The organism is Pedobacter sp. MR2016-19 (assembly GCF_014947265.1).
Lineage (GTDB): Bacteria > Bacteroidota > Bacteroidia > Sphingobacteriales > Sphingobacteriaceae > Pedobacter.
Genome location: NZ_JADCNK010000007.1, coordinates 197,656 through 221,046, shown reverse-complemented (window position 1 = coordinate 221,046; position 23,391 = coordinate 197,656). Strand labels below are relative to the sequence as shown.

Below are 23,391 nucleotides of genomic sequence, written 5' to 3'. Positions count from 1 at the left end.
TAAAATAAAACAATCATGTTAAGCTGAAAAGGAATTTAACGTAAAAATTATGCTTTAAAGAAAAGTGCCTTGAGTTCGCTGGCGTCATCAGGATGCATTTTGCCACCTAAAACCAAACGTAACTGTCTGCGGCGCAGTGCACCATCAAACAAATCAATTTCTTCCTGCGTTTCCGGAATAAGTTCTGGTACAGGTATGGTTCTGGCGCTTTGATCTAGTGCTACGAAGGTATAATAAGCCTCATTACTTTTTTGGCGTGCACCACTTGGAATATTCTCAGCCCATACATCTAAACGAACTTCTACCGAGGTATTAAAGGCACGGGTTACTTTGGCTTCGATGGTAATGACATCACCTAATTTAATAGGCTGTTTAAAAGAAACATTATCAACCGAAGCGGTTACCACGATACGGTTACAGTGTTTTTGAGCCGAAATTGCCGCTGCAATATCCATCCAGTGAAGCAAGCGCCCACCCATCAGGTTATTTAAGGTATTGGTATCATTTGGTAATACCAATTCGTTCATAATGGTAAAACTTTCTCTGGCAAATTTCTTTTTTAAACTCATTTAAGGGCAAAAGTAGTTAAAATGTGGGTAAGATTGTATTGCAAATAGATTCTGGTGGATTTAGGAGATGTTTTTTCTGCGGGGATCAGCGAAATCAGCGGGAAAAGCGTGCGCGAGATTGTTCCCGCAGATTTAAGAGATTTTCGCAGATTTAGAGCCTGTTTAAATTTTTATCAATATGAGTGACAGTAGAATTTAATGGAAATAAATCTCTCCGAGGGATCGTCATTGCGAGAAGGCTTTTTCAGCCGACGAAGCAATCTTTATAGCAAGGATCATTAGCATGATAGATTGCTTCGTCGTTCCTCCTCGCAATGACGACCTTTTTTGGGAGTCTGTCAATGGTAGCGTAGTCGATTGCTTTATTAATGCGTTCAAATGGTCTTCGACTACGCTCAGACTGACATACGAAATAAATTTTAGTTAATTTTAAACAGGCTCTTATTATTTTGTTTTTCTGCGAGCATTGGCGAAATCAGCGGGAAAAGCGTGCGCGAGATTGTTCCCGAAGATTCAAGAGATTTTCGCAGATTTAAGTTGTTTTTCTGCGGGCATCAGCGAGATCAGCGGGAAAGAACTTGTGAAGATCTTCAATCCAAAAACAAATTCATCAGCTATCATGTTATCCATACAAAAAAATCGAATTTAATGCAAAACCAGACCCTGATCCAATTTTTTCATTGGTATTATAACGAAGAACAAAATTTATGGACTAAAGTAGCTGCTGAAGCAAGTCATTTAAAAGAAATTGGCGTAACATCCGTTTGGTTGCCACCAGCGTATAAATCGAACAATGCGGCTTATGATGTTGGTTATGCGGTTTATGATCTGTTCGATTTGGGCGAGTTCGATCAGAAAGGAAGTGTAAGTACCAAACATGGTTCTAAAGACGAATATATCAAAGCAATTGAAGCACTGCACGATAATGGAATTGGAGCCTTGGCCGATGCGGTTTTTAACCACAAAGCTGGTGGTGATGAACTGGAGAAAATAGCTGTTAGAACGGTAAATCCTGATGATAGAAATGAATTTACCAGCGATGTTTTCGAAATAGAAGCCTGGACAAAGTTTACTTTCCCCGGGCGAAAAGGTAAATATTCTGAATTTATATGGAATCATGAGTGTTTTAGTGGGGTAGACTGGGCCGAAGATAGAAAGGAAACAGCTATTTATTCGATCCAAAACCACTTAGGTGAAGGTTTTGAAGAGGTTCCATCTACTGAATTCGGCAATTACGACTACCTGATGTACAATGATATCGATTACCGCAACAGGGCTGTAGTTGAAGAATTAAAATACTGGGGCGAATGGGTAGTGGAAACCACTAAGGTAGACGGTTTCAGGTTAGATGCGGTTAAACACATCAATCCTGATTTTATTGTAGAGTGGATCGATCACCTGAACCAAAAATTTAACAGGGAGTTTTTTATTGTGGCCGAGGATTGGAATGTGGTGGATATAGCGGGGCAATTGAACTATATTGAAATTACCGGCGGGAGGACACAAATATTTGATTCGTTGTTACACCATAATTTTTTCCTGGCGAGTAAGAACGAGGAATTTGATATGCGGACGATTTTTGATGGAACGCTGGTACAGGTAAAGCCCGATCTGGCGGTAACATTTGTTGATAATCACGATTCGCAACCTTTGCAGGCGCTGGAATCTTATGTCGATTTTTGGTTCAGGCCTTTAGCGTATGCCATGATCTTGTTGCGTATGCAAGGCATTCCGTGTTTATTCTTTCCTGATCTGTATGGAGGGATTTATGATGATAAAGATAAAGAGGGTGAAGAGGTACATGTTGAGCTAGTGGCCATCCCTGCGGTTGAAACGATGAGTAAAATCCGTACAGCCTTAGCCTACGGTGAGCAACGTGATTATTTTGACCATGGCATTTGTGTAGGATGGACCCGTGCCGGTGATGAAGAGCATGAAAATAGTGGTTTAGCCGTATTGTTGAGTACAGGAGAAGAAGGATTTAAAAAAATGGAAATTGGTAAACACTTTGCCGGAAAAACCTTTGTTGATGCCCTAGGCTATCGCCAGCAGGAAGTAGTTATTGATGAAAATGGTTGGGCAGAGTTTCATTGCAATGCCGGCAGTGTATCGGTGTGGGTGTTGAAAGTGGGGTAGGAGAAGAGATAACATTCTGGTCTGTGGGGACACAGACCACGGCGGGGAAATTGGTAAACACTTTGCCGGAAAAACCTTTGTTGATGCCTTAGGCTATCGCCAGCAGGAAGTAGTTATTGATGAAAATGGTTGGGCAGAGTTTCATTGCAATGCCGGCAGTGTATCGGTGTGGGTGTTGAAAGTGGGGTAGGATTGTCAATTCCATGCCCAGGCTCAATATCTATCCACGCGTCATTCCCGTGCAGACGGGAATCTTAAAGCAACTTCCTTTTATTTAGGGCATAAATCTTACCAGAAATAATGTATTTTTAAGACATGGAACGCGGTGGTTGTGTTTACATTATGACAAATGCCTTTAACACGGTTTATTACATCGGTGTTACTTCTGACTTACACTCAAGAGTAATTGATCATAAATGCAAAAGATATCCAACTTCATTTACAGCTAAATACAATTGTATAAAGCTCGTATATTTTATGTTCTATCCTGGCATTGAGGAGGCAATTGCTGAAGAGAAGAAATTAAAGAAATGGAATAGGGATTGGAAAATTAAGTTGATTAGCGATAATAATCCTCAATGGTTAGATTTGTTTAATGAGGACTTGTGACTTTTTAACGTAACCCATTTTTTATCTGTTAAAGATGAGAATCCTAAAACCCGGTATAATGCATTACGATTCCCAATCGAGTTGGGAATGACGGAGCGCCTGGAAATGATGACCTATCCAATATGATCTATCTATAAAAAATTATCCTCAGCCCTATACGCAGAAATAACTGCCAATTCACCCTCTTTTCCGCCTTTAGAATTGCCGTGCTCCATACCCATTACGCCTTTGTAGCCTTTGGTATTCAGGTGTTTGAATAGGTTTTTATAATTAATTTCTCCGGTTGTAGGTTCTTTCCTGCCTGGATTATCTCCAATCTGGATGTAGGCAATTTCATCCCAGCAGCGGTCGATGGTTTTAATTAAGTCGCCTTCGGTACGTTGCATATGGTAAATGTCGTAAAGAATTTTACACGAAGGACTTTTAACCGCTTTACAAACGGCATAGGTTTCATTTGTTTTTTGCAGGAAAAGTTCCGGCGTATCGCTCAAGGTTTCCAAAACCATAATCAGGCCATGAGGTTCGAAAATTTCGGCTCCGGCCCGCATGGCATCAATTACATTGGCAAACTGATTGCCGTAAGGCAAGTTGCGTTCATAAAACCCAGGCACTACAGTAAGCCATTTGGCATTACAGCGTTTTGCAGCTTCCACCGATTTTTTACAGGTTTCGGCAAATTTATCCTTAAACTCCTTTTTACCTGTGGTTAAAGAGGTTTTCCAGTTATCACCACCATCTACCACAAAAACACCCATGCGCATGTCCAATTTTGCCAAAAGTTTTCCAATTTTTTCCTGTTCTTCTACAGGGCGGTTTAGGTAACCGTTGTCTTCTATGGAACGGAAACCTTTATCGTACATAAACTGGATCTGATCTAAAAAGCTTTTGCCTGCATGGTTTTGGAACATGCCCTGATGCGGTGCATAATCGAGGTTAAAAGTTTTATCGCTTAATGTATCATTTGTTTTTTCGGCAGCAAAAGTATTGGTAAATCCTGCTCCTGTAGTAATGGCACCAGCTGTAAGCAGGCTATTTCTTATAAACTCACTTCTTTTCATCGGTTTAGTTTTAACAGATATTAGCGTATAATTAATTTTTTGAATCCTGTAGTTAGCGTATCGGCTACTTTGCCATCTTTTTGATGGTACACAAAATAAGCCTCAAGGTTTTTTCTGCTTTCTACGAAAGCCATGGCATCTTTGAGATGCATGGCCATCAAGGCATTATCATATCCATCGGCTGTAATGGCATCTTTGGCGTATACCGTTACACTAATCATTTCATTATTTAAAGGATAGCCGGTTTTAGGATCGATCAGGTGAGAAATTTTTTTCTTGCCGCTCTGGTGGAATTTGCGGTAGTTGCCTGAAGTGGTAATTGCACCAGAATTTATCGCAGCGATATGCCTGATTACCGGCGTTCCATCCTTATCCGGACCTTCAATGCCAATTTTCATGGTTTCGCCATTGGGTTTAGGTCCTGAAATCCGAATTTCGCCTCCCAGTTCGGCTACATATTGTTTAATTCCTTTTTGTTCAAGATAAGCGGCAATTAAATCGACACTATAACCTTGGGCAATTCCATTTAAATCGATTTGTATACAGGGCTTTAGTTTGCTTAATAAACCATTCTTTAACTTCAGGTTTCTCATGCCAACACAGGCCAATATCGATTTAATGACTGCCGGATCGGGTTCTTTTTTAGCCTCTTTTGGCCCAAAACCCCAGGCTTGTACCAGTGGGGCAACCGTAATATCGAAAATGCCTTTTGTATCCTGATTGATCTCGAAACTCCTTTTTAGCACGTCGTTTATAAAACGATCGGTTTTAATTTCTTTTTCGGCAACATTAAATTGATTTATCAATGATCCCTTTTTGTAAAGCGACATCGATAAATCAATTTCGTTCAATAAACTATCTATACCAGCCTTAGTAGCTAAACTATCAGTAGCATAGTACATAATGGCATAATCGGTTCCCTGCGCAAAACCATTAATTTTATATTGCTTCAGCTCTTTTTTCAGGGAGAAAGCAAATATTACTGGTAGAATGAAAAGCAAAAACCTGTAACGCATCAATTTAATTTTAGATCACCTTGGTTTGGCCGGGCATGGCAATAGGATATAGTCCTTTTTCATCAGGCATTAATTTTGGGTTCGCATCCCACGCAAAACGCTCAGGCATTAAACTGATGTTCGACGCTAAAGCTTCATCCCATTTAATGGTTTGACCAGAATAAGTAGCATAACGACCGATAATTGACGAGAATGTACTTGTTGCAGCATAGTCTACATTACTGAATTTATATTCTCCCTTAGAAACCGCATCGAACAGTTCATCATGCTCTGTTTGGTATGGATTTGCATTTCCTTTGGTATTGTGGTTATATAATTCTTTACCACTGTAATCTTTCATAATGGCCTGGTTGCTGCCGGAAAGATAAATTTTGCCTTTTGTACCCTGAAAAGTTTCATCTACGCGGTTACTGATGCCTTCAAAATGCCTGCACTGGCTATTAATTACGGCACCATCGGCATAAGTTAATTCGATAGAGTGGTTATCATAAATCTCTCCATAGTCTTTTCCGGTTCTCCAGGCACGGCTACCTGTTCCCTGCACCGAAACCGGATGTCCGTTTTTTATCCAGTTGGCAATATCGATATTATGTACATGTTGTTCAACAATATGATCGCCGCACAACCAGTTGAAATAATACCAGTTTCTCATTTGGTATTCCATTTCGGTTTGATTTGCTGTGCGCGGACGTACCCAAACGCCCCCGCTATTCCAATATACCTGGCCCGACATGATATCGCCAATGGCGCCGTCGTTAATGCGTTTCATCGATTCACGATAGTTGGTCTGGTAACGGCGCTGTAAACCTACTACAACGTTTAATTTTTTCTTTTTCGCTTCTTCGGCTGCGGCCAATACTTTTCTGATACCTGGTGCATCTACAGCAACAGGTTTTTCCATGAAAATTTGTTTATTCTGTTTAACTGCTTCCTCGAAATGGATAGGACGGAAGCCCGGAGGCGTGGTTAACAGCACTACGTCAGCTAATGGAATGGCTTTTAAATAAGCATCGAAACCTACAAACTGGCGTTCTTTCGGAACATCCATTTTTGCCGCAAATTTCGAACTTAAAGATTGGTAACTGCTGTCTAAACGATCTTGAAAAGCATCGGCCATGGCAACCAGTTTAATATTAAATTTAGTGCTCAAGGCCTGGAAAGCTGCTCCGGTACCACGATCGCCACAGCCTATTAAGGCAATTTTTATGGTATCAGATCCTGATGCATATGCTCCAGCCAGTGGAATGCTGCTTAACATGGCCCCTCCGGCCAGCATGGCTGTTGCTTTTAGAAAATCGCGACGATCTTGTTGGTTAATTGGTTTTTTCATGTGTTTAATTTTATTTTGGTTAGGGTTGTGTTTTTAAAAGTCTTTTATCGGTTGTTTATTGTAATATGCATCTATATCTGCCTTTGAAGGCGTTTTTACAGGGCGTACCAGTCGCATGCCTACAAAAGGAGCTTCAGGGAACCACCAATTGCTTTTCGGGATCTGCGGATCTAATTGTTTCCACGATGGATCGGAAGCCAATCTGGCTGTTGAGGTTAAATTATTTGGTGTTTCATCATAAGAGCCGCCACGAACTACATTTGGGTAGAGTTTTTCGGGCACTGCCACCGGGTTTTCTGCAGTTTTATCTTTGCTTTGACTGTAAAAGTCAGCGATATACTGGTCGTATGTCCATTCGCTAACGTTTCCATACATATCAAATAAACCCCATGGATTTGGTTTTTTTTGCCCTACCTGGTGTGTTTTGTTATCGCTGTTATCTTTATACCAGGCATAATCGCCTAGTTTAGTAGCATCTTCACCAAAAGAATAATTGCTTTCGGTTCCGGCTTTACAGGCGTATTCCCATTCTGCCTCTGTTGGTAAGCGATAAAAAACACCCGTACGCATATAAAGCCATTTACAAAATTGGATGGCATTATATTGTGTCATGGCTACTGCTGGCTGGTTCGCTTTACCCATACCAAAAGTCATATCGAGGTAGGGTTTTGTGGGCCTGGTAACGGCATCTACTTCAGCAGGAATAGCGCTTGTACTGGCTTGTTTTTCATAATCGCGATACAGGAAAGGCTCAAAAATATCCCAGGTTACTTCATGTTTTCCAATCCAGAAAGCATCGAGTTTGACCTCATGAACAGGTTGTTCATCTGGTTTTCCTGTTTTACTTCCCATTTTAAATTTGCCAGCTGGTATAGCTTGCATATCGAATTTTAATTTTGTTCCATTAATGGGTTGTGTGTACGAATCACCAGGCGTTTGTGCTGAAATATGTGCACAGGGATAGGCTATTAATGCTGCAGCAATTAATTTTTTAAACATAATTTTTGGTTAGATACACTTAATTCTCTAGGTGTTTATCTGGTTAGCTTTCTGAAACACTAAAGTAAAAAACCACATTCAAAACAAAGAAAATTTATGTAACAATAAAGGTAAGTATTGCAATATTAAAAGTCAGGTTGACAATTAAAGCTATCGCCATCCTGAACTTGTTTCAGAATCTAATTGGAGAGAAGATTTTTAAGTTGATCTTAGCTAATCGTGGTCAGCATCTTTCCTGTTAAACCGCCTTGCTATAAAGACCCTGAAACAAGTTCAGGGTGACGACCGTTCATGTAAGGCGACAAATAACCCAAACTAAAGCACAAATATGAGGTCATTTAAGCTTATATTCCCTTGCATTTTGACGCATCATCATTGCAAGCTGACTTACCTTCTGTCTGAAACTTTATTGCTTAAATTGGTAAAACCAACCAGCGTATCCCAACGTGCGCCCGGGCGGCGGTAATAAACGAAAATCTGATAACTGTTTTCGGTCTGGAAAAATGCACCCTCGAAAGGTTTGGTTTCCATTACCCTGGTATCTTTATTATACCAGGCATATTCATAATCATATAGGCCCTGTTTAAAGATCACATTGCCATAAAATTGTTTCCTGTTGGCATCGTAGAGGAGTTTATTTTCATTGCTCATGGTAAAATTGTTAAACCGGCCAACAACATAAGCATCGCCGTTAGGGCTGGGTGCCGAGCCATTTAAAGTAAATAAAACACTCATATACTCTGCTTGTGTTTTGTCGTCGCGCCCGTCGGTATTACGGATAAAAAAGTTTCCGTTTTCATCGTACTGGTTGGCAAATGCACCTACAGTTCTGGATGCATCCTGGAAAAGTATAACATTTACGGATTGATTATCGCGATAAATATCCTTCACATTATCTGCCTTGTAACGCAAACTCCTCGTATCAAATTTCCTAAATTCGTTGTCTCCCCAAAAATCATTCGTATTGAGGTCGTTATAAACCAATTGGTTTGGCCGTACAAAGGCTGGTTTGGTATTAACCTGAATGGTATTCGCATTAAAATTCTGCATCACCACCGCTTTTAGATCCTGATAGGGGTTAGGGATGGGGAAAGCATGGTTAATGGTAAAGTTGATTTTTTGTTTGTAGTTCCTGTTTTCTACCTGCATAGAATTGTTTACTTCTGCCGATACAGCAAGCTGACTATCGAGCATATAAAAGCGCTGCGAAATTACAGGTTTGTTTTTGTCGCCATCTAAATAGACTTTTAATACATAATTACCTCCAATTTTGGGTTGGATTTGAGTATTGGGTAAGCTGATTTCGTAATGTGTATATTTTCTTGCGGTATTGGAAGAATAGCGATAATTGATAATGCGGTCGTCATTAAAACTCCCCAGATAATCAATGCTCGAAATTTTCGAAGTCTCCCATTCTGCAGTGCAATGTTCAATGGTATACCAGTAATTTTGGGTGCCTGCCAGCAAGTCATCAAAAGAAAAAGTGATTGTTTCTGACGAATTGAGCATAATAACAGGTAAACTTTGCTCTTTATTACTATTATAGCAAAGCACAGTTTTAATATTTGGAAGATAAATTTTATTCTCGTTGGTAAACTTTGTATCGTTTTGTGCAAAAGCTAAAGTAGAGATGAAAAATAAAACCGGAATTAATATTTTCTGCATGGCTAAAAGTAAAGTTTTATTGGGAAGTGGCAAAATTGGGTTAGCGTTTGGTTGGCACGGATACATGGATTAATACGGTAGGTTTTCCGGCGTATCGTCATCCCGACCGTAGTGGAGGGATCTTTTTCATGGAAGTTTGATTTGTTCAGAGTTGTCAACTTTAATAGCGAGGTGGCCTGAAAGTTGACAACTCTCCGATTAAATATAATGCATCAGCCAGATGGTAACATTTGGCTGCACATCTGAACACCCCGTCCTTGCGGACACCCCTCTGAAAGAGGGGAATTATATATCGCATAATACCGTGTTTCTGCGTTTCCGTGGCAACAAAAAAAAGCCACAGAATTTCTGTGGCCTTAATATGCTTTAATAGGGGTTACAACTAACCTTCCAGTTCCATAATCTCAGCAGCTAAACTTTCCCATTTACTTTGGCTGTTATCTAACTCTTGTTTAGTTGCTAAATAACGTTTGTTTGCTTCTGCTAATTTATCGGCTTTAGCGTAAACATTCTCATCAGCCAGTTCTGCTTCAATGTTTTTAACGTTCTGCTCCAGTTCGGTAATCAGTTTCTCTGTTTTTTGCAGTTCGTCATTCAGCTTTTTCAACTGATTCGCCGTATTCGGAGTAATTGGTTTTGGTTCTTCTTTTGGTTTTTCTGGCATTTTAACCGGAATAGGTTTCGCTGCAGGAATTACCCTTTTGCTATTCCACTCCTCATATTCTGCATAAGTACCAGGGTATTGTTTAATTTTTCCGCCTTCTATAAACCAGATCTTGTTGGCCACATTATCTAAGAAATACCTATCGTGAGATACAGCAATAAAAGTACCTTCAAATTGGTCCAGTGCCTGAATCAGAATGTTTACCGATTGGATATCCAAGTGGTTGGTTGGCTCATCCAGAATCAGGAAGTTAGAATCTGTTGTTAAAGATTTAGCAAGGGCCACACGCGATTTTTCTCCTCCGGAAAGCACTTTGATCTTTTTGAAAACATCATCACCGGTAAAAAGAAAACAACCTAAAATACTCCGTAATTCGGTATCGCTATGTTTTGGGGCAAATGCCTGTAATTCTTCTAAAATTGAATTTTCTAAATGCAGCGACTCCAATTGGTGCTGCGCAAAGAAAGTGGTAGTAACATTATGACCCGTTTCGCAGAAACCTTCAAATTTTTCAGTGCCGGCAATCATTCTCAATAATGTAGATTTACCCTTACCGTTGGCACCGATCAAGGCAATTTTATCACCTTTTTCGATTACACCTTCAGCATCGTCCAAAATATGCACATTTGGATAGCTTTTATTGGCATGCTCTATCCGCACCACGTGTCTGCCTGATGGTTTGGAGAATTTGAAAGCAAAATTAACGGTTGGGTTATCATCATCAACATCATCAATACGCTCCATCTTGTCTAAAGCTTTCATCCGCGATTGAGCCATTTTAGCCTTGCTCGCCTTCGCCTTAAAACGTTCAATTAAACGTTCTTCCTGTTTAATTTTGGCCTGTTGATTTTTAAATTCACCCTTTTGGATTTCGCCACGTAAAGCCTTTTCTTCCACATAGAAGCTATAGTTACCTGCATATACCGTTAACTTGCCCTTACGCGATTCGACCGTACGGTTTACAATTTTATCTAAGAAATACCTATCGTGAGATACGATTACAATGGCACCTTCAAAACCCATTAAATAGTTTTCCAACCATTTAATAGAAGGTAAATCCATGTGGTTGGTTGGCTCATCCAATAATAAGATATCAGGAGTTTGTAATAAAATTTTGGCCAGCATTACCCGCATACGCCACCCTCCGGAAAAGGTATTTAACGGACGTAACTGATCTGCCGTGCTAAAACCCAAACCAGCCAGAATTTCGTTAGCTCTATATTCGATGTTATAACCATCTAAAGCTTCAAACTCTTGCTGTTTATCACTTAATTTAAATAAAACCTCTTCGCTATAATCCGTTTCGATTTTTTTAAGTAGCTCTTCAATTTCATCATGCAACTGGTTTTGGCGCTCAAAAGCTTCCATGGCCACGTGCAAAATGCTATGGTGCGAATCATAAGAAAGTAAATCCTGGTTTAAGTAGCCAATTTTCAGGTCTTTCGACATGGAAACAGTACCCGAACTAGGTGCATATTCGCCTACAATTATTTTTAAAAGTGTTGATTTTCCTGTTCCATTGGCGCCAATTAAACCGGCTCTGTCGCCAGGTTTTATGTGCCAGTTCGCGTCATCGTACAAGGCTCTTGAGCCAATCAGGAAAGTTAAATTATTTATTGAAATCATTTCGGCTGCAAAAGTACGAAATTTAAAGGCTTTTTTCAGGTGGAAAGTCAAATAGGAAAAACTGCTATCCTGAATGCAGTGACCAAGCGTTATTAGAAATTGTAAAATAAATTTTGATTCTGATAAAACCTTCTTACTTTTGTACTGTAATAAAAATAATTACAGAATGAGCAATAGCCGGTTTCCAATCTCCCTACACATTTTAACCTTATTAAATGAGGCGAAAGGTGCTGTTGTGAGCTCAGAGTATCTGGCCGGAAGTATCAATATTAATCCTGTTTTGGTCCGCAAGGAAATTATGAATTTACGCAAACATGGTTTTGTTGAAAGTAAAGAAGGTAAGGGAGGAGGTTCATTTCTGGCTAAAAGTGCCAAAGATATTAATCTGGGCGAAGTGTACCAATCGGTTAGAAGCAGCAATGTGTTGGGGCAACATAAAAATGAACCGAATCCTAAATGTCCGATCGGTAGACAGATCAATCAGCATTTAGATTCCCTGTACAGTAACGCAGAGAATGCGCTGATCGCCAATTTATCAAAACAGACATTGGCAGATTTTGCCTCGGCGTTTGAATAATTTTTTTTTGGATATAACTGTAATAAAAAACATTACAATTTTATAATAATAAGTTAATTAAAAATTAAATAATATGAAAGTAGCATTAATTGGAGCCTCCGGATTTGTAGGCAAAGCCATTTTGAACGAATTAGTAAGTCGTGGAAATGAAGTGATCGCCATTGCACGCGATACCGCCAAAATTGAAAGTACCGATGATCTTGTGACTAAAATCGCTGTCGATGTTTTAGAAACGGAAAAATTAGCAGAAGTTTTAAAAGGAGCGGATGCGGTAGTAAGTGCTTTTAACGCAGGCTGGACCAATCCAAATTTATATAACGATACAGTAGAGGGCGCAAATGCCATTCAGGCTGCTGTAAAAGCATCGGGCGTTAAACGTTATGTTTTTATTGGTGGAGCAGGTACTTTGCAGATTGAAGGTCACCAAATCGTGGATGGGCCGAACTTCCCTGCTGAGTACAAACCAGGAGCAACAGCAGTAAGAGATTATTTTAATACGCTAAAACTAGAGAAAGAATTAGATTGGTTGTTTTTTAGTCCGGCTATTGAGATGCATCAGGGCATCACCACTGGCCGCACCGGAAAATACCGCTTGGGTAAAACAAGCCCGGTTTTTAATGAAGAAGGCCGTTCTATTTTATCGGTAGAAGATTTGGCGATTGTTATTGCTGATGAATTGGAAAATAAAGCACATCACCAGGAGCAGTTTACCGCGGCGTACTAAAAGATGGAAAATGGAAGATGTGGGATGGAAAATGGATGAGGGAGGAAGTTTGTTCGTTGACAGGCAGGTTGCCTGGGTTCATGGTTTGATAGTTCATGGTTGATGGGCGAAATGTTTATCGCATGGATCATTGGGAATTGATCACTGGTCATTCGTAATGATCACTCATGGCTATCAAACCATCAACCAAAGTTGTATATGAAACTTATACTTAGTCTCCCAGAGCAATGAACGAATGGCAAATAAACTGGTGAACTTATAGAGCTATTGAAAGATTCATCATCCATTTTACATTTTACATTTTCCATAATTACCTATAAGTTCTTATCTTCGTGCCATGTATCGCCTTATTAAACCAATATTCTTCAAATTTGACCCTGAAAACGTACATTATTTTGTAGTCAAGCGGTTAAAGTGGTTTAATGATAAATTTCCACTGGGTAAAACCATTATCCGTAGTAGCTTTGATGTACACATTAAAGGTTTAGAACGTGAGGTTTTCGGCATAAAATTCCGAAATCCCGTTGGCCTGGCTGCCGGATTTGATAAAAACGGTGAATATGTGGAGTCACTTAGTAATTTAGGCTTCGGATTTATTGAAGTGGGTACGGTAACACCAATGCCTCAGCCTGGAAATGATAAACCCCGAATGTTTCGTTTACCTAATGATGAAGCTTTAATTAACCGGATGGGCTTTAACAATAAAGGTGTGGATGTAATGGCGGAACGTTTACGCTTGTTAAAAGATAAACATCCTGATATTGTGGTGGGTGGAAATATTGGTAAAAACAAGGCTACACCAAATGAAGATGCGGTAAGCGATTATATTAAATGTTTCGATCGTCTTTTTGATGTGGTAGATTATTTTGTGGTAAATGTAAGTTCGCCAAATACGCCAGGTTTACGCGAACTGCAGGAAAAAGAGCCCCTGAAGAAAATTCTGAATACCTTACAACAGCGCAACCGTAAAAACGATATTTCCCGTCCGATTCTGTTAAAAATTGCGCCAGACTTAACTGATGCGCAATTAGACGATATTATAGAGATTGTAGCAGAAACGAAGATTGCAGGCATTATTGCGACCAATACCACCATCAGCAGGGAAAACCTGGCCACAGAGCAGCATTTAAAAGCTGAAACCGGCGGATTGAGTGGTAAACCAGTTAAAGAACGCTCTACTGAAGTCATTCGTTATCTTTCAGAAAAATCAAACAAAGCTTTCCCGATTATTGGGGTAGGTGGAATCCATTCCGCAGAAGATGCAAAAGAGAAGCTGGATGCTGGAGCATCTTTAATTCAATTGTATACTGGTTTTATATATGAGGGGCCGGGGTTAATCAAAAGCATCTGTAAAGCATTAGTTTAAGCGCCTTATAGTTTTAAACTGATAAACTGAAGAAGGTATTAAATTTCTGAAAATTTCTTTTTTATTCTCGTGTAAAAACTAATCTTGCTATACGTTTTGTTAGTGTGAGGATTAATTTATTTTATAAAAATCTAAGACGTTTTTAGGTTTTGGAAATGAATGTCAGTATTCCATGGGCGGTTATAGTCCCGCTATTCGTTCCAGCCGATGCTGATTCAGTGCCGATTTTCGGTAAAGAATCGGCATCCACTGCTATCGGGTTTATTATGAAAGGCCTGTGCCGGTGATATTTCTCCTTAATTTAACAAATTACCTTGCGCTGCAAACTACTTCTGCCGGCTTACCATTTCATTAATCCATATTGGTGCGAACGGCGAAGTACAGCCTTTAGAAACGGGGTAATCGCGGTAAATGCCAAGTTTTTTGCCGATGGCTAAAGCTTTTTCTCTATAATCAGGATGGTTAATACCAATCTGAGCCAATGTGGTATTCATAGTCCATTGGATTTCTGGTGCTGCTTTAGCCATTTCTTTTTCAATCCGGTCGAGAATTGATGTAATGTTTATTCCTTCAGGCGCTCTGGTGATACGTCCGCTGGTTAAGCTCCAGCCTGCGCGGGCCAGCATAATATTTCCTGAATTCATCCATTTTTCGCGAAATAGTTCCTTTTCAGGATATTCTTTAACCACATAATTATAAAACCAGTCGGCTGCCCAGGTAAAATTTTCTGATGCAACCATTTGCTCAATCTGTTCTGCAGACAGCGCTTTTGGTTTAAGGATTAAGATGGCCAGCAGCCGGGCATCGATATTTTCAGTTTCCCAGAGTTGAAGCGCAAGCGCGTGGTCGGTTTTGATCTTTTTGGCTATTGCCCTGATGTCACCCATTTTAACGCCAAAAATATTTTCTCCTGCACCATTTTTTAGGTGCATGGCACGGACTTTCTCTTCGCCGAGCGATTCTAATTTTGAAAGAGTTTCTGTAAGATTCATGTGTCTTCGTAAATCTAATAGAATAAAGTTAAGATTTTAGGTTGTTAGCATACGTCGTCACCCTGAACCGAGCCTTAGCGAGCTCACCGAAGGTAATTTATTTCAGGGTCTATCTTGCAGGAAAGATGCTGAAGCAAGTTCAGCATGACGATTGAATTAGAAAAGAGGTTTGGAATTACAATTAATATTGTGAGTATCAAAAATACTAACGCATAAAAAAAAGCATCCTTTGATCAGAAGGATGCTTTAAATCTTTAAGAAGAATTTCTAAAAACTATTTTGCCAAAGTAGCTAAAACAGCATTGTTTTTAGCTAATTGATCTTTTTTAGGTTGTGCAGAGCGGCTTCCTAACTCGATGTTAGTTGCTCTCTTTAAAAAAGCCACCTCTTGGTGAGCTGTATTTTTATTTCTTCTGTCTTTTCTTTTTAATCTGGTAACTGCCATGGTAATAACCTTTTAATTATTTTATTTGTACAAATGGAGGTCGAGAGCGGATTCGAACCGCTGTAGAAGGTTTTGCAGACCTCTGCCTAGCCACTCGGCCACTCGACCCTTAAATTCAAGGCTGCAAAAATAGCAATTATTAGTTAGCCTGCAAATAATATCTCAATTTAATTTCGAACTCTCACTAACTCAGCGCAAAAGATTGCGGCACTTACAGCTACGTTTAGCGATTCGGCTTCCCCAATTTTCGGAATGGTAACCGGTTTATTTATTTTTTTGATCACTTCTGCCGATATTCCCTTTCCTTCATTACCTAAAATTACCAATCCTTCAGTTCCCCATTGCGTTTTGTAAATCGATTCGCCATCTAACAATGCACCGAATACAGGAATGGTATTCTTCTCTAACAATGCTGGTAAATCTGCTTCATAAATATTTACCCGTGCCAAAGAGCCCATGGTGGCCTGTACCGTTTTTGGATTAAATACTTCTACAGAGTCGGCAGAGCAGATGATATTTTTAAAACCAAACCAATCTGCCGTACGGATAATGGTGCCCATATTGCCCGGATCCTGAACACCATCTAACACTAAAGTGAACTCATTTTTCAACTCTTTTAGATCCAATTCCTTGTTTTTGGGGATGTGGACCAACGCTAAAAAGCCTTGTGGTGTTTGCAGCGTACTAATCTTGTCTAATTCGGCGTTCTTTACTTCAAATAAGTTTATATTTGCGGGTAATTTGGGTAACAAATTGTATTGTTCGCTGTTGTAAAATATAGTGTGGATCTGGTAGCTTGATTGGAAAAATTCTTGTATGGATTTTATACCTTCAACAATAAACAAACCATGTTCTTTACGATATTTTTTTTGATGTAACGATTTTATAAAACTAATCTGTGATTTTGAAAGCATACCAAAACTCAATAAATATTAAACTGAAAAGCACTGCAATATTACTATTTATTATTGTTTTAATTCAGGCCTGCTCATCAACTAAGTACATTGCCGACTATCAATCGATAGTGAAAAAGGTAACTATTGACAGTGTTGATGCTAAATTTGAAGAACAGGCTTATAACTATGTTCAAAAAGATATCAGGCCGGCTTCGAAGCTGAGTATTCAGGTGCCATTATATAACCTGTTTAATTCTAAAGATGGCCGGTATAAAACCAGTGACATTAAGCCGTTTGGCACACCTCCAGCCATTTTAGATAGCACGCTGGTCGAAATTTCCAGAACACAGATCCAGAAGTTTTTAAAAAGTAAGGGCTACCGCCAGGCCGAAGTAACTTCTGCTATAAAAATTGCAGATAAAAAAGCTGAAATTGTATTCAGTGCAAAACCCGGGCCTGCTTATCTTATTGATAAACTTTCAGATTCAATACCAAATACAAATATTAAAAACCTTTACGAATCGAATAAGGCTAAAATAACCCATTTACATAAGGGAATGCAGTATGATGAAGACTCTTTAACGTACGAAAGGGAACAGATTTACCGCATCATGAAAGAAAATGGATATTTTTATTTTTTAAGGCCGTATGTGAATTTCGACGTTTATGGTGCAGAGCCTACTTCTAAAACCAATAAAATTGATCTCAACCTAAATGTAACCAACCCTAACGATGGCGAACATAAGCAGTTCAATATTGGATATACCCACATGATTATTGCACCTAACCCTGATGGTTTCCCCGATTCAGTGCGTTATAAGCTCAGCAAAGACACGGTTAATGGCATCATATTCACCGATTTTTCCAAACGCTACCGCAGAAATCCAATTGTGAGGTATGATTTTCTGAAGCAAGGCGACCTTTACGATATCCGGAATGAAAACCTCACTTACGATCGGTTATATGAACTCAATATTTTCAAAAATGTAAAAATCGATTATTTCAGAAGAGACAGTACCTCAAATAAAGTAAATGCTGTAATCCAGCTTATTCCACAAAAGGTGATGACTAACCGTGTGGAAGGTGAGGTGCCGTTTAATGGAGGTACAGTAGGGTTTACTCTCGGAAATACCTATACCAATAATAACATTTTCAGAGGAGCAGAACGATTTGAACTTCAGGTAAAAGGTGGTTTGCAATCAAGAATAGGCAATGGTGCTAAACCCTTTAGTGATATTTATCAGCGCGATTTTTCAATCAGTGCCAGTATTACGGTACCCAGATTGATGATTCCTTTCTACAACCCGGTTTTGGGTGGTAATGGAATGCCACATACCACTTTTTCAAGCAGTTATATTTATGCTTTGCAGAAAGATGTATCAGTAAGAAGAATTTTTATCAATTCGATCACTTACGATTGGTTTGAAACCAAATCTAAGTTACACTCTTTTACCCCATTAAATTTCGAATACCGTTTTGGCAATTTAGATCCTAATGTTGATGCTCAAACTGTATTGAATAACCTTTATTACTCAACATTGTTAGGCCGTAAAGATTTAACCCTGGGGATGAAATATACCTATACCTTAAATGGAAATAAGCTAAATGAATACCGGTCTTTTGTTTATTTAAGGGCAGGGATGGACATTGCGGGTAATATGTTGCAGGGCATATCCAAATTAAGCGGCAATAAAAACGATCCTGCCAACAACGATCCTGCAAAAATATTTGGCTTGCCATTTAACCAATATATGCGCCCGGAGGTTGACCTAAGGTGGTACAAACACTTGGGTGGGGAGCGGCAGTTTGTTGCCCGTTTAAACGCTGGTGTAGCTTATGCCTATGGGAATTCGGTGTTAACAGGTATTCCATTCGAAAAGCAATTTTTTGCTGGTGGATCGAGCGGAATAAGGGCCTGGCAGGCAAGAACCATCGGACCTGGTAACTACGATAGAGGTCTTTTAAGAAGTGATACACTGAGAAGGGCATTTTTTGGGCTTGATCAGCTTGGAACCATGCGGATTGAGACCAATTTTGAATACCGTTTTACCGTTGCCAAGAAGTTTCTTGGTGCAACATTAAAAGGTGCAGCTTTTGTTGATATTGGTAACGTCTGGAACCTACGTAAAGGCGAATCAATTCTCGTTTCAACGCCAACACTTGATGAACAAACCGTATTTAGATTAAGTAAATTTGCACAGCAGCTGGCTGTTGGAACAGGTGTAGGATTGAGATACGATGTGCAATATTTTGTGTTTAGGTTTGATGTGGGCTTAAAACTTAAAGATCCTCAGTTCTCGGGTTCGGATCAATGGGTGATCAGTAAGTTTTTATCCGGAGCGAGAGATTTTAAAGATACTTATAATGCTACACATGGGCCTGATACTTATCGTTTTATACAATACAATTTTGGTATAGGTATGCCGTTTTAATTAACCAAAAAGGCTTAAAGCTTTGGGTTTTGTATCGGGATCTTTAAAAGAGAATTCTTTAAAGGGTTGCCATCTTTTATCCATATGCCTGTAAACAGAAAAGGATGAAACCAGGAATTCCCGTTTAAATTTACGGTCTTTAAATTCAGCAGAAATCTGTTTGAAAACGGGTGGTTTTACATCTCTGAAAGCCAAAGTTAAATGCGGATTGAATTTTTCTTTTTTTTCGATCAATTTTAAAGGATGTAATGCTTTGGTTATCTGATTTTCCAGTGCCATTAATCCTTCATTTCGTTCAACGTCGAGATAAAAGGTATGTTCCGGAAATGAATTGAAATTTCGGAGTGCCTGTGTAAAGGGTTGATGAAAGGAAGCATCTGCTAAAGCTTTGAAAAAACTTTCTTCTGCAGCGTATGCTGAAAGTTTTACCGGAGGGTATAAGGTAATATGTGCCGGACGTTTTAATGATTCGTGCACATTAAATTTGTCTGAAATGTAGGTTCTGATCTCGTTGATGTCTTCTACAATAGAAATGGGAGGGACTAAACACACTAAATAAAGATTTTCCACAATGTAAATTTACTAAAAAAATTAGTAAATTGAAAATCATTATACTGATTGTTGCTGTTTGTCCGTATAATTTTTTTTGTAAAGCAATTTCAGAAGCTTTTAGCTTACAGTAGTCCCGCTCCCGCTTCTGCCGATGAAAAATCGGCATCCCGCTTCGATCGGGTTTAGGGGGCTTAAAATGTGCTACTATTGGAAGTAAAATAAACCCGACCGACAGCGTTATCCCGACTAGGTGATATTTTTATTATCGTTTAAATTTATCGGGATTAAGCAAAGGGCGGGACTGGCCGAACCGAAGCACCGCAAGCCTTGCTTTTCTAAAAAATAGAAATTGCATTAGATCTTTTGTGCTAAACAATGAAGTTAATCGTTAAAAACGATTTGTTATTTTCACACTCGTTAGAAACGAGCGTGAGCATGAATGTTCAACGGAATGGAGGACCTATGTGAAATAAACCCGACCGACAGCGTTATCCCGATTTAGATGGTTTTTTTATTATCGTTTAAATTTATCGGGATTAAGCAAAGGGCGGGACTGGCGGAACCGAAGCAGTGCAGGCCTTGCTTTTCTTAAAAATAGAAATTGCATTAGATCTTTTGTGATAAACAATGAAGTTAATCGTTAGAAACGATTTGTTATTTTCACACTCGTTAGAAACGAGCGTGAGCATGAATGTATAGCCAGTACGAGCAATCTTCGTTTTTCTTTTTTACACCTTTCTTAACAATTCGCAAGCCATGCATAAAGATGCTTCGCCAGCTGAAAAGCTGTCTCGCAATGACGGTTTATTTAGAGTTGTCAACTTTCATATCCAGTTTACTAGAAAGTTGACAACTCTTCTCTGGATGCATCAAACGAGGTTCTTCAACCCATCAAAAATACTTTCGAAAAAGGTAGAAAGGTTTAGTCCGTTACTGTGGTTGAAATATACAAATACCAAAAATACAATCACCACAAATATGATGAGTTTGCGGAAGGCGAATGCAATGATAATGAGTGCTATGGGAATGATAAACAGCCACAAACTATTGATGGCGTAAGGACTTAAATCGGTATCTTTTTTATACACATATACCAATTTGCTGTGCGTACCGGTATCGTTCTGGTGTTTAATGTAAACGAATGTAGATTTATCGATTGGCAGTGGCAGCACGGCAATACCATCGTTAAATTTTAAAATCTGCGTGAAACCGCTCACGCTGAAGGTGTAGGTTCCGTTTATATTCTCGTTGGGGTTATTTAACGAATCGGCTGCAATAATAGCTAGTTTATTGTTTTTAAGTAAGTTTTCTTTTACCAGAAAATTGTTGATTGCTGCATTTTGGGCAAAGCCGGAAAAGCCGATTAAACACAGGGATAATAAGACTAAGATTCGTTTCATTCGATAGAACGTTTATTGTAAATTAAATAACCGATATGCAATAATACACCATTTCTTTTAATAGCATCATTATATAAATTATAACTTAAACTTACGGGGCCAAGTGGAGAATGATAAACTAAACCTGCAGTAGCCGCATAGCGTATTTTTGTAATCGCCTTTGCATAATCTACATCCTGAAAATTGTTCAGCTCAAACTCTTTGTGAGGCAAAAATAAATAACCCTCTAATCTAAAGTCTAGATTTTTTTTAACATTATAAATGTTTTTTATTCCACCAGCGGCGTAGGTAGTTGCCCTAAACTTATCCAGAAATAGCGAGCGGCTATCTTGCAGGGGGTAAAAGGCCGGAGCGGTTAAAAGTGTTGCGTAATAGTTGCTAAATAAGGGTTGGTTTGAAATAACGCCTTCAACAATATAACCCAAAGTATATTTTTTAAGGTGTAAAAAATAGTTTTCCTGGGTGAGTTTAATGCTTCCCCAATGGTGCAAACGGCTAAGCTCTGGTGTTTTAATAAAACCCGGGGTATTGCGGAAAATATTACCAGGATCGTAATTTTCGCGACCAGTGGTATAATTAAAACTTAAAGAAAAACTCTGTCCGTTTGTGGCGTATTGTTTTCTGTTGAGCGAATTTTTTTCGAGGTTTAACGAACCTCTGAATCCATTAAAAACGGTTTCATCCAACACATCTCCAATACCAAAGGTATTGTTGGGACTATAGTGATCACTATTATTGATAAAAGTAGAGTGGAGAACAATTTTCGTATTGTAATTTAAAGGCATGCCCACCATCAGATCAATTTTCCGGTCGGATTGCTCGATGTAGATAGGGTGGGGATTTTCGATAAAAATCTGACTGGTGTTATAATAATTCCAGTGGTTATAGGTTAATTCGGCAGCGAGAAACAAGGGCAGCTTAGTTGGATAATCTACCCGGCCATTTACCTGCACCGATTCGTAAAAACGGCCTGAATAAAAGCTGGTTCCAAACGTGTACGATTTCCTGTTGAGGTAATTGTATTGTGCCCCAAGGAAAACATTGCTGATTGGCCTGGTGGAGATATTACCACCTAATTCGAGTTTAAAGCTCTTCTTAGGTTGTGCAACCACCTCAAAGGTATAACTGTCTGTGGCAGCCTGATAAGAAATTTTAGGATATACCGTTTCGAAAGTCTGGTCGGCAACCAGTTTGTAATAGCCCCTTCTGATATCCTTCAGATCGAAAGTGGTTTTGTCACTTTTAAAAAGCCTTTCTACATATTTTTTTTGTTGTGCATTAACCCCTGATACTGTAACGTTGCTAAACTTTAACTCCGGTTTTTTTGCATTAAATTTTTCTCTTCTTTTTGCCAGTTCTTCATCGCTTACTCTTTTGCTGATTAATGCTTTAATTCTTGGCATATCGGCTATGGTTGCATCATATCCTTTTTTGATCAGCTCTTCTACAGGGGCAAAATTAGTTGTGCTATAAGTAGCTAAATCGGGTTGGATGTATACCCCATTTTTACCGATCATGGTAGAGTCTGATTTGGATAGAAACATGTATACCAGAAAACGGTTCATTAAACGATCGTCGATGTTTTTAGGGTATTCGTTATACGTTTTAGAAGAAACATTGGCACCAATTACATAATCGGGCTTGAAATCTCTTTCCATTACATCAGCAGGGAAATTATTATAGAGTCCACCGTCAAAAACATATTTTCCGTCTAATTTAATCGGCCTGTAGATAATGGGTACCGTCATGGTGGCCCTTACTGCTTCAGCTAAACTTCCTTTGCTTACCGTTATGCTTTTTTGCGAAAGCACATCGGCCACCATACAGCGGTAAGGCACAAAAAGGTTGTCGAAATTGTCTTTTGATACTGCAGAAGCCTGAGAGAAAAGCTCAAGAAAAGCAAAATTTAATGGAATATCATTAATCAGGTTAGAGCGGAAACTAAAATGAAAACCGGTATCAATAGCCACTTTTGCAGTTAGCATGGAGGCATTTGGCGCATTTTTCTGGAAATAATAGGTATAATCGCTCGTGTACCGGCCATTTACCCAATTCTGGAAGTCGCTGCTCAACGCAATTTTTTCTATCTCTGCAGGACTATAACCTGCAGCATACATAGCACCAACAATGCCGCCCATCGATGTGCCTGTAATGTAATCAATAGGGATGTGGTTTTCTTCTAAAGCCTTTAACGTGCCAATGTGAGCCAATCCTTTCGCACCGCCGCCGCTAAATACAAGACCTACCTTTTGTGCCTGCAATTGGCTACAGCACAAAACGAACAGTATCAGCAAATATCTTTTAAAAGTTACCACTCTCTAAAAATAGGGTTTTC

At 39.2% G+C, this 23,391-nt stretch carries 20 protein-coding genes and 1 tRNA gene; 7 read left to right on the top strand and 14 right to left on the bottom strand.

Annotated features, from left to right (window positions below; translation table 11 throughout):
- Nucleotides 1-47 precede the first annotated feature (47 nt).
- Nucleotides 48-569, bottom strand: a complete 522-nt coding sequence (locus IM793_RS12170; RefSeq protein ID WP_121287055.1) for an acyl-CoA thioesterase — start codon at nt 567-569, stop codon at nt 48-50.
- A 489-nt stretch (nt 570-1,058) separates the two neighbouring features.
- Between IM793_RS12170 and IM793_RS12165 the strand changes: the two genes are divergently transcribed.
- The 3 genes from IM793_RS12165 to IM793_RS12155 all read left to right on the top strand — a co-directional run bounded on the left by IM793_RS12165 (nt 1,059) and on the right by IM793_RS12155 (nt 3,314).
- Entirely contained in the window at nt 1,059-2,705 is a 1,647-nt protein-coding gene (locus IM793_RS12165; RefSeq protein WP_370629782.1) for an alpha-amylase, read from the top strand.
- 13 nt (nt 2,706-2,718) lie between these two features.
- Complete coding sequence (locus tag IM793_RS25140) at nt 2,719-2,895, top strand: alpha-amylase domain-containing protein (protein WP_193421694.1); 177 nt, start codon at nt 2,719-2,721, stop codon at nt 2,893-2,895.
- A gap of 125 nt (nt 2,896-3,020) precedes the next feature.
- Nucleotides 3,021-3,314, top strand: a complete 294-nt coding sequence (locus tag IM793_RS12155) for a GIY-YIG nuclease family protein (RefSeq protein WP_193421654.1) — start codon at nt 3,021-3,023, stop codon at nt 3,312-3,314.
- Nucleotides 3,315-3,445: 131 nt separating this feature from the next.
- Here IM793_RS12155 and IM793_RS12150 read toward each other — a convergent pair whose 3' ends face one another.
- From IM793_RS12150 to IM793_RS12125, 6 genes are all read right to left on the bottom strand, one after another.
- Nucleotides 3,446-4,372 (bottom strand): hydroxypyruvate isomerase family protein, encoded by a 927-nt coding sequence (locus tag IM793_RS12150; RefSeq protein WP_193421652.1) that lies wholly within the window; start codon nt 4,370-4,372, stop codon nt 3,446-3,448.
- Nucleotides 4,373-4,392: 20 nt separating this feature from the next.
- Nucleotides 4,393-5,388 carry an FAD:protein FMN transferase gene (locus IM793_RS12145; RefSeq protein WP_193421650.1) on the bottom strand — a complete coding sequence of 332 codons (996 nt, stop codon included), beginning with the start codon at nt 5,386-5,388 and terminating at the stop codon, nt 4,393-4,395.
- A gap of 10 nt (nt 5,389-5,398) precedes the next feature.
- The gene (locus tag IM793_RS12140) at nt 5,399-6,718 is read right to left on the bottom strand and encodes a Gfo/Idh/MocA family oxidoreductase (RefSeq protein ID WP_193421648.1); all 1,320 of its coding nucleotides are present in this window, start codon (nt 6,716-6,718) and stop codon (nt 5,399-5,401) included.
- Nucleotides 6,719-6,751: 33 nt separating this feature from the next.
- Nucleotides 6,752-7,717, bottom strand: coding sequence for an SUMF1/EgtB/PvdO family nonheme iron enzyme (locus IM793_RS12135; RefSeq protein WP_193421646.1), 966 nt, complete (start codon nt 7,715-7,717; stop codon nt 6,752-6,754).
- A 387-nt stretch (nt 7,718-8,104) separates the two neighbouring features.
- Nucleotides 8,105-9,382: a DUF5103 domain-containing protein gene (locus tag IM793_RS12130; RefSeq protein ID WP_193421644.1), complete on the bottom strand. Its 1,278-nt coding sequence runs from the start codon at nt 9,380-9,382 to the stop codon at nt 8,105-8,107.
- A gap of 382 nt (nt 9,383-9,764) precedes the next feature.
- Nucleotides 9,765-11,672 carry an ABC-F family ATP-binding cassette domain-containing protein gene (locus tag IM793_RS12125; RefSeq protein WP_193421642.1) on the bottom strand — a complete coding sequence of 636 codons (1,908 nt, stop codon included), beginning with the start codon at nt 11,670-11,672 and terminating at the stop codon, nt 9,765-9,767.
- Nucleotides 11,673-11,838: 166 nt separating this feature from the next.
- Between IM793_RS12125 and IM793_RS12120 the strand changes: the two genes are divergently transcribed.
- From IM793_RS12120 to IM793_RS12110, 3 genes are all read left to right on the top strand, one after another.
- Nucleotides 11,839-12,249 (top strand): Rrf2 family transcriptional regulator, encoded by a 411-nt coding sequence (locus IM793_RS12120; RefSeq protein ID WP_132400714.1) that lies wholly within the window; start codon nt 11,839-11,841, stop codon nt 12,247-12,249.
- 73 nt (nt 12,250-12,322) lie between these two features.
- Nucleotides 12,323-12,973, top strand: coding sequence for an NAD(P)-dependent oxidoreductase (locus IM793_RS12115; RefSeq protein ID WP_193421640.1), 651 nt, complete (start codon nt 12,323-12,325; stop codon nt 12,971-12,973).
- 337 nt (nt 12,974-13,310) lie between these two features.
- Nucleotides 13,311-14,339 (top strand): quinone-dependent dihydroorotate dehydrogenase, encoded by a 1,029-nt coding sequence (locus IM793_RS12110; RefSeq protein ID WP_193421638.1) that lies wholly within the window; start codon nt 13,311-13,313, stop codon nt 14,337-14,339.
- Nucleotides 14,340-14,665: 326 nt separating this feature from the next.
- Here the strand turns inward: IM793_RS12110 and IM793_RS12105 are convergent, their stop codons facing one another.
- The 4 genes from IM793_RS12105 to IM793_RS12090 all read right to left on the bottom strand — a co-directional run bounded on the left by IM793_RS12105 (nt 14,666) and on the right by IM793_RS12090 (nt 16,690).
- Entirely contained in the window at nt 14,666-15,331 is a 666-nt protein-coding gene (locus IM793_RS12105; protein WP_193421636.1) for a DNA alkylation repair protein, read from the bottom strand.
- Nucleotides 15,332-15,605: 274 nt separating this feature from the next.
- Nucleotides 15,606-15,776 (bottom strand): spore protein, encoded by a 171-nt coding sequence (locus IM793_RS12100; RefSeq protein WP_193421634.1) that lies wholly within the window; start codon nt 15,774-15,776, stop codon nt 15,606-15,608.
- A 34-nt stretch (nt 15,777-15,810) separates the two neighbouring features.
- A tRNA-Cys gene (locus tag IM793_RS12095) sits at nt 15,811-15,884 on the bottom strand.
- A 59-nt stretch (nt 15,885-15,943) separates the two neighbouring features.
- A complete protein-coding gene (locus IM793_RS12090) occupies nt 15,944-16,690 on the bottom strand; it encodes an RNA methyltransferase (RefSeq protein ID WP_193421632.1) in 747 nt (248 codons plus the stop codon).
- Between IM793_RS12090 and IM793_RS12085 the strand changes: the two genes are divergently transcribed.
- Nucleotides 16,681-19,104, top strand: coding sequence for a BamA/TamA family outer membrane protein (locus IM793_RS12085; RefSeq protein ID WP_193421630.1), 2,424 nt, complete (start codon nt 16,681-16,683; stop codon nt 19,102-19,104). The genes IM793_RS12090 and IM793_RS12085 overlap by 10 nt on opposite strands.
- On the opposite strand, the gene IM793_RS12080 is transcribed toward IM793_RS12085, so the two are convergent.
- The 3 genes from IM793_RS12080 to IM793_RS12070 all read right to left on the bottom strand — a co-directional run bounded on the left by IM793_RS12080 (nt 19,105) and on the right by IM793_RS12070 (nt 23,350).
- Nucleotides 19,105-19,674, bottom strand: a complete 570-nt coding sequence (locus IM793_RS12080) for a 2'-5' RNA ligase family protein (RefSeq protein ID WP_193421628.1) — start codon at nt 19,672-19,674, stop codon at nt 19,105-19,107. It lies immediately after the preceding gene.
- Nucleotides 19,675-20,525: 851 nt separating this feature from the next.
- Entirely contained in the window at nt 20,526-21,056 is a 531-nt protein-coding gene (locus tag IM793_RS12075; protein ID WP_121287023.1) for a hypothetical protein, read from the bottom strand.
- Nucleotides 21,053-23,350: a patatin-like phospholipase family protein gene (locus IM793_RS12070; RefSeq protein WP_227256230.1), complete on the bottom strand. Its 2,298-nt coding sequence runs from the start codon at nt 23,348-23,350 to the stop codon at nt 21,053-21,055. Before IM793_RS12070 ends, IM793_RS12075 begins: the two co-directional genes overlap by 4 nt.
- Between the last annotated feature and the right edge of the window lie 41 nt (nt 23,351-23,391).

What these genes read in the sequence shown, in the direction of transcription:
- IM793_RS12090 (WP_193421632.1), bottom strand. Translation starts at nt 16,690, where the DNA reads ATGCTTTCAAAATCACAGATTAGTTTTATAAAATCGTTACATCAAAAA.
- IM793_RS12110 (WP_193421638.1), top strand. Translation starts at nt 13,311, where the DNA reads ATGTATCGCCTTATTAAACCAATATTCTTCAAATTTGACCCTGAAAAC.
- IM793_RS12100 (WP_193421634.1), bottom strand. Translation starts at nt 15,776, where the DNA reads ATGGCAGTTACCAGATTAAAAAGAAAAGACAGAAGAAATAAAAATACA.
- IM793_RS12140 (WP_193421648.1), bottom strand. Translation starts at nt 6,718, where the DNA reads ATGAAAAAACCAATTAACCAACAAGATCGTCGCGATTTTCTAAAAGCA.
- IM793_RS12135 (WP_193421646.1), bottom strand. Translation starts at nt 7,717, where the DNA reads ATGTTTAAAAAATTAATTGCTGCAGCATTAATAGCCTATCCCTGTGCA.
- IM793_RS12075 (WP_121287023.1), bottom strand. Translation starts at nt 21,056, where the DNA reads ATGAAACGAATCTTAGTCTTATTATCCCTGTGTTTAATCGGCTTTTCC.
- IM793_RS12155 (WP_193421654.1), top strand. Translation starts at nt 3,021, where the DNA reads ATGGAACGCGGTGGTTGTGTTTACATTATGACAAATGCCTTTAACACG.
- IM793_RS12125 (WP_193421642.1), bottom strand. Translation starts at nt 11,672, where the DNA reads ATGATTTCAATAAATAATTTAACTTTCCTGATTGGCTCAAGAGCCTTG.
- IM793_RS12105 (WP_193421636.1), bottom strand. Translation starts at nt 15,331, where the DNA reads ATGAATCTTACAGAAACTCTTTCAAAATTAGAATCGCTCGGCGAAGAG.
- IM793_RS12115 (WP_193421640.1), top strand. Translation starts at nt 12,323, where the DNA reads ATGAAAGTAGCATTAATTGGAGCCTCCGGATTTGTAGGCAAAGCCATT.
- IM793_RS12145 (WP_193421650.1), bottom strand. Translation starts at nt 5,388, where the DNA reads ATGCGTTACAGGTTTTTGCTTTTCATTCTACCAGTAATATTTGCTTTC.
- IM793_RS12130 (WP_193421644.1), bottom strand. Translation starts at nt 9,382, where the DNA reads ATGCAGAAAATATTAATTCCGGTTTTATTTTTCATCTCTACTTTAGCT.
- IM793_RS12120 (WP_132400714.1), top strand. Translation starts at nt 11,839, where the DNA reads ATGAGCAATAGCCGGTTTCCAATCTCCCTACACATTTTAACCTTATTA.
- IM793_RS12150 (WP_193421652.1), bottom strand. Translation starts at nt 4,372, where the DNA reads ATGAAAAGAAGTGAGTTTATAAGAAATAGCCTGCTTACAGCTGGTGCC.
- IM793_RS12170 (WP_121287055.1), bottom strand. Translation starts at nt 569, where the DNA reads ATGAGTTTAAAAAAGAAATTTGCCAGAGAAAGTTTTACCATTATGAAC.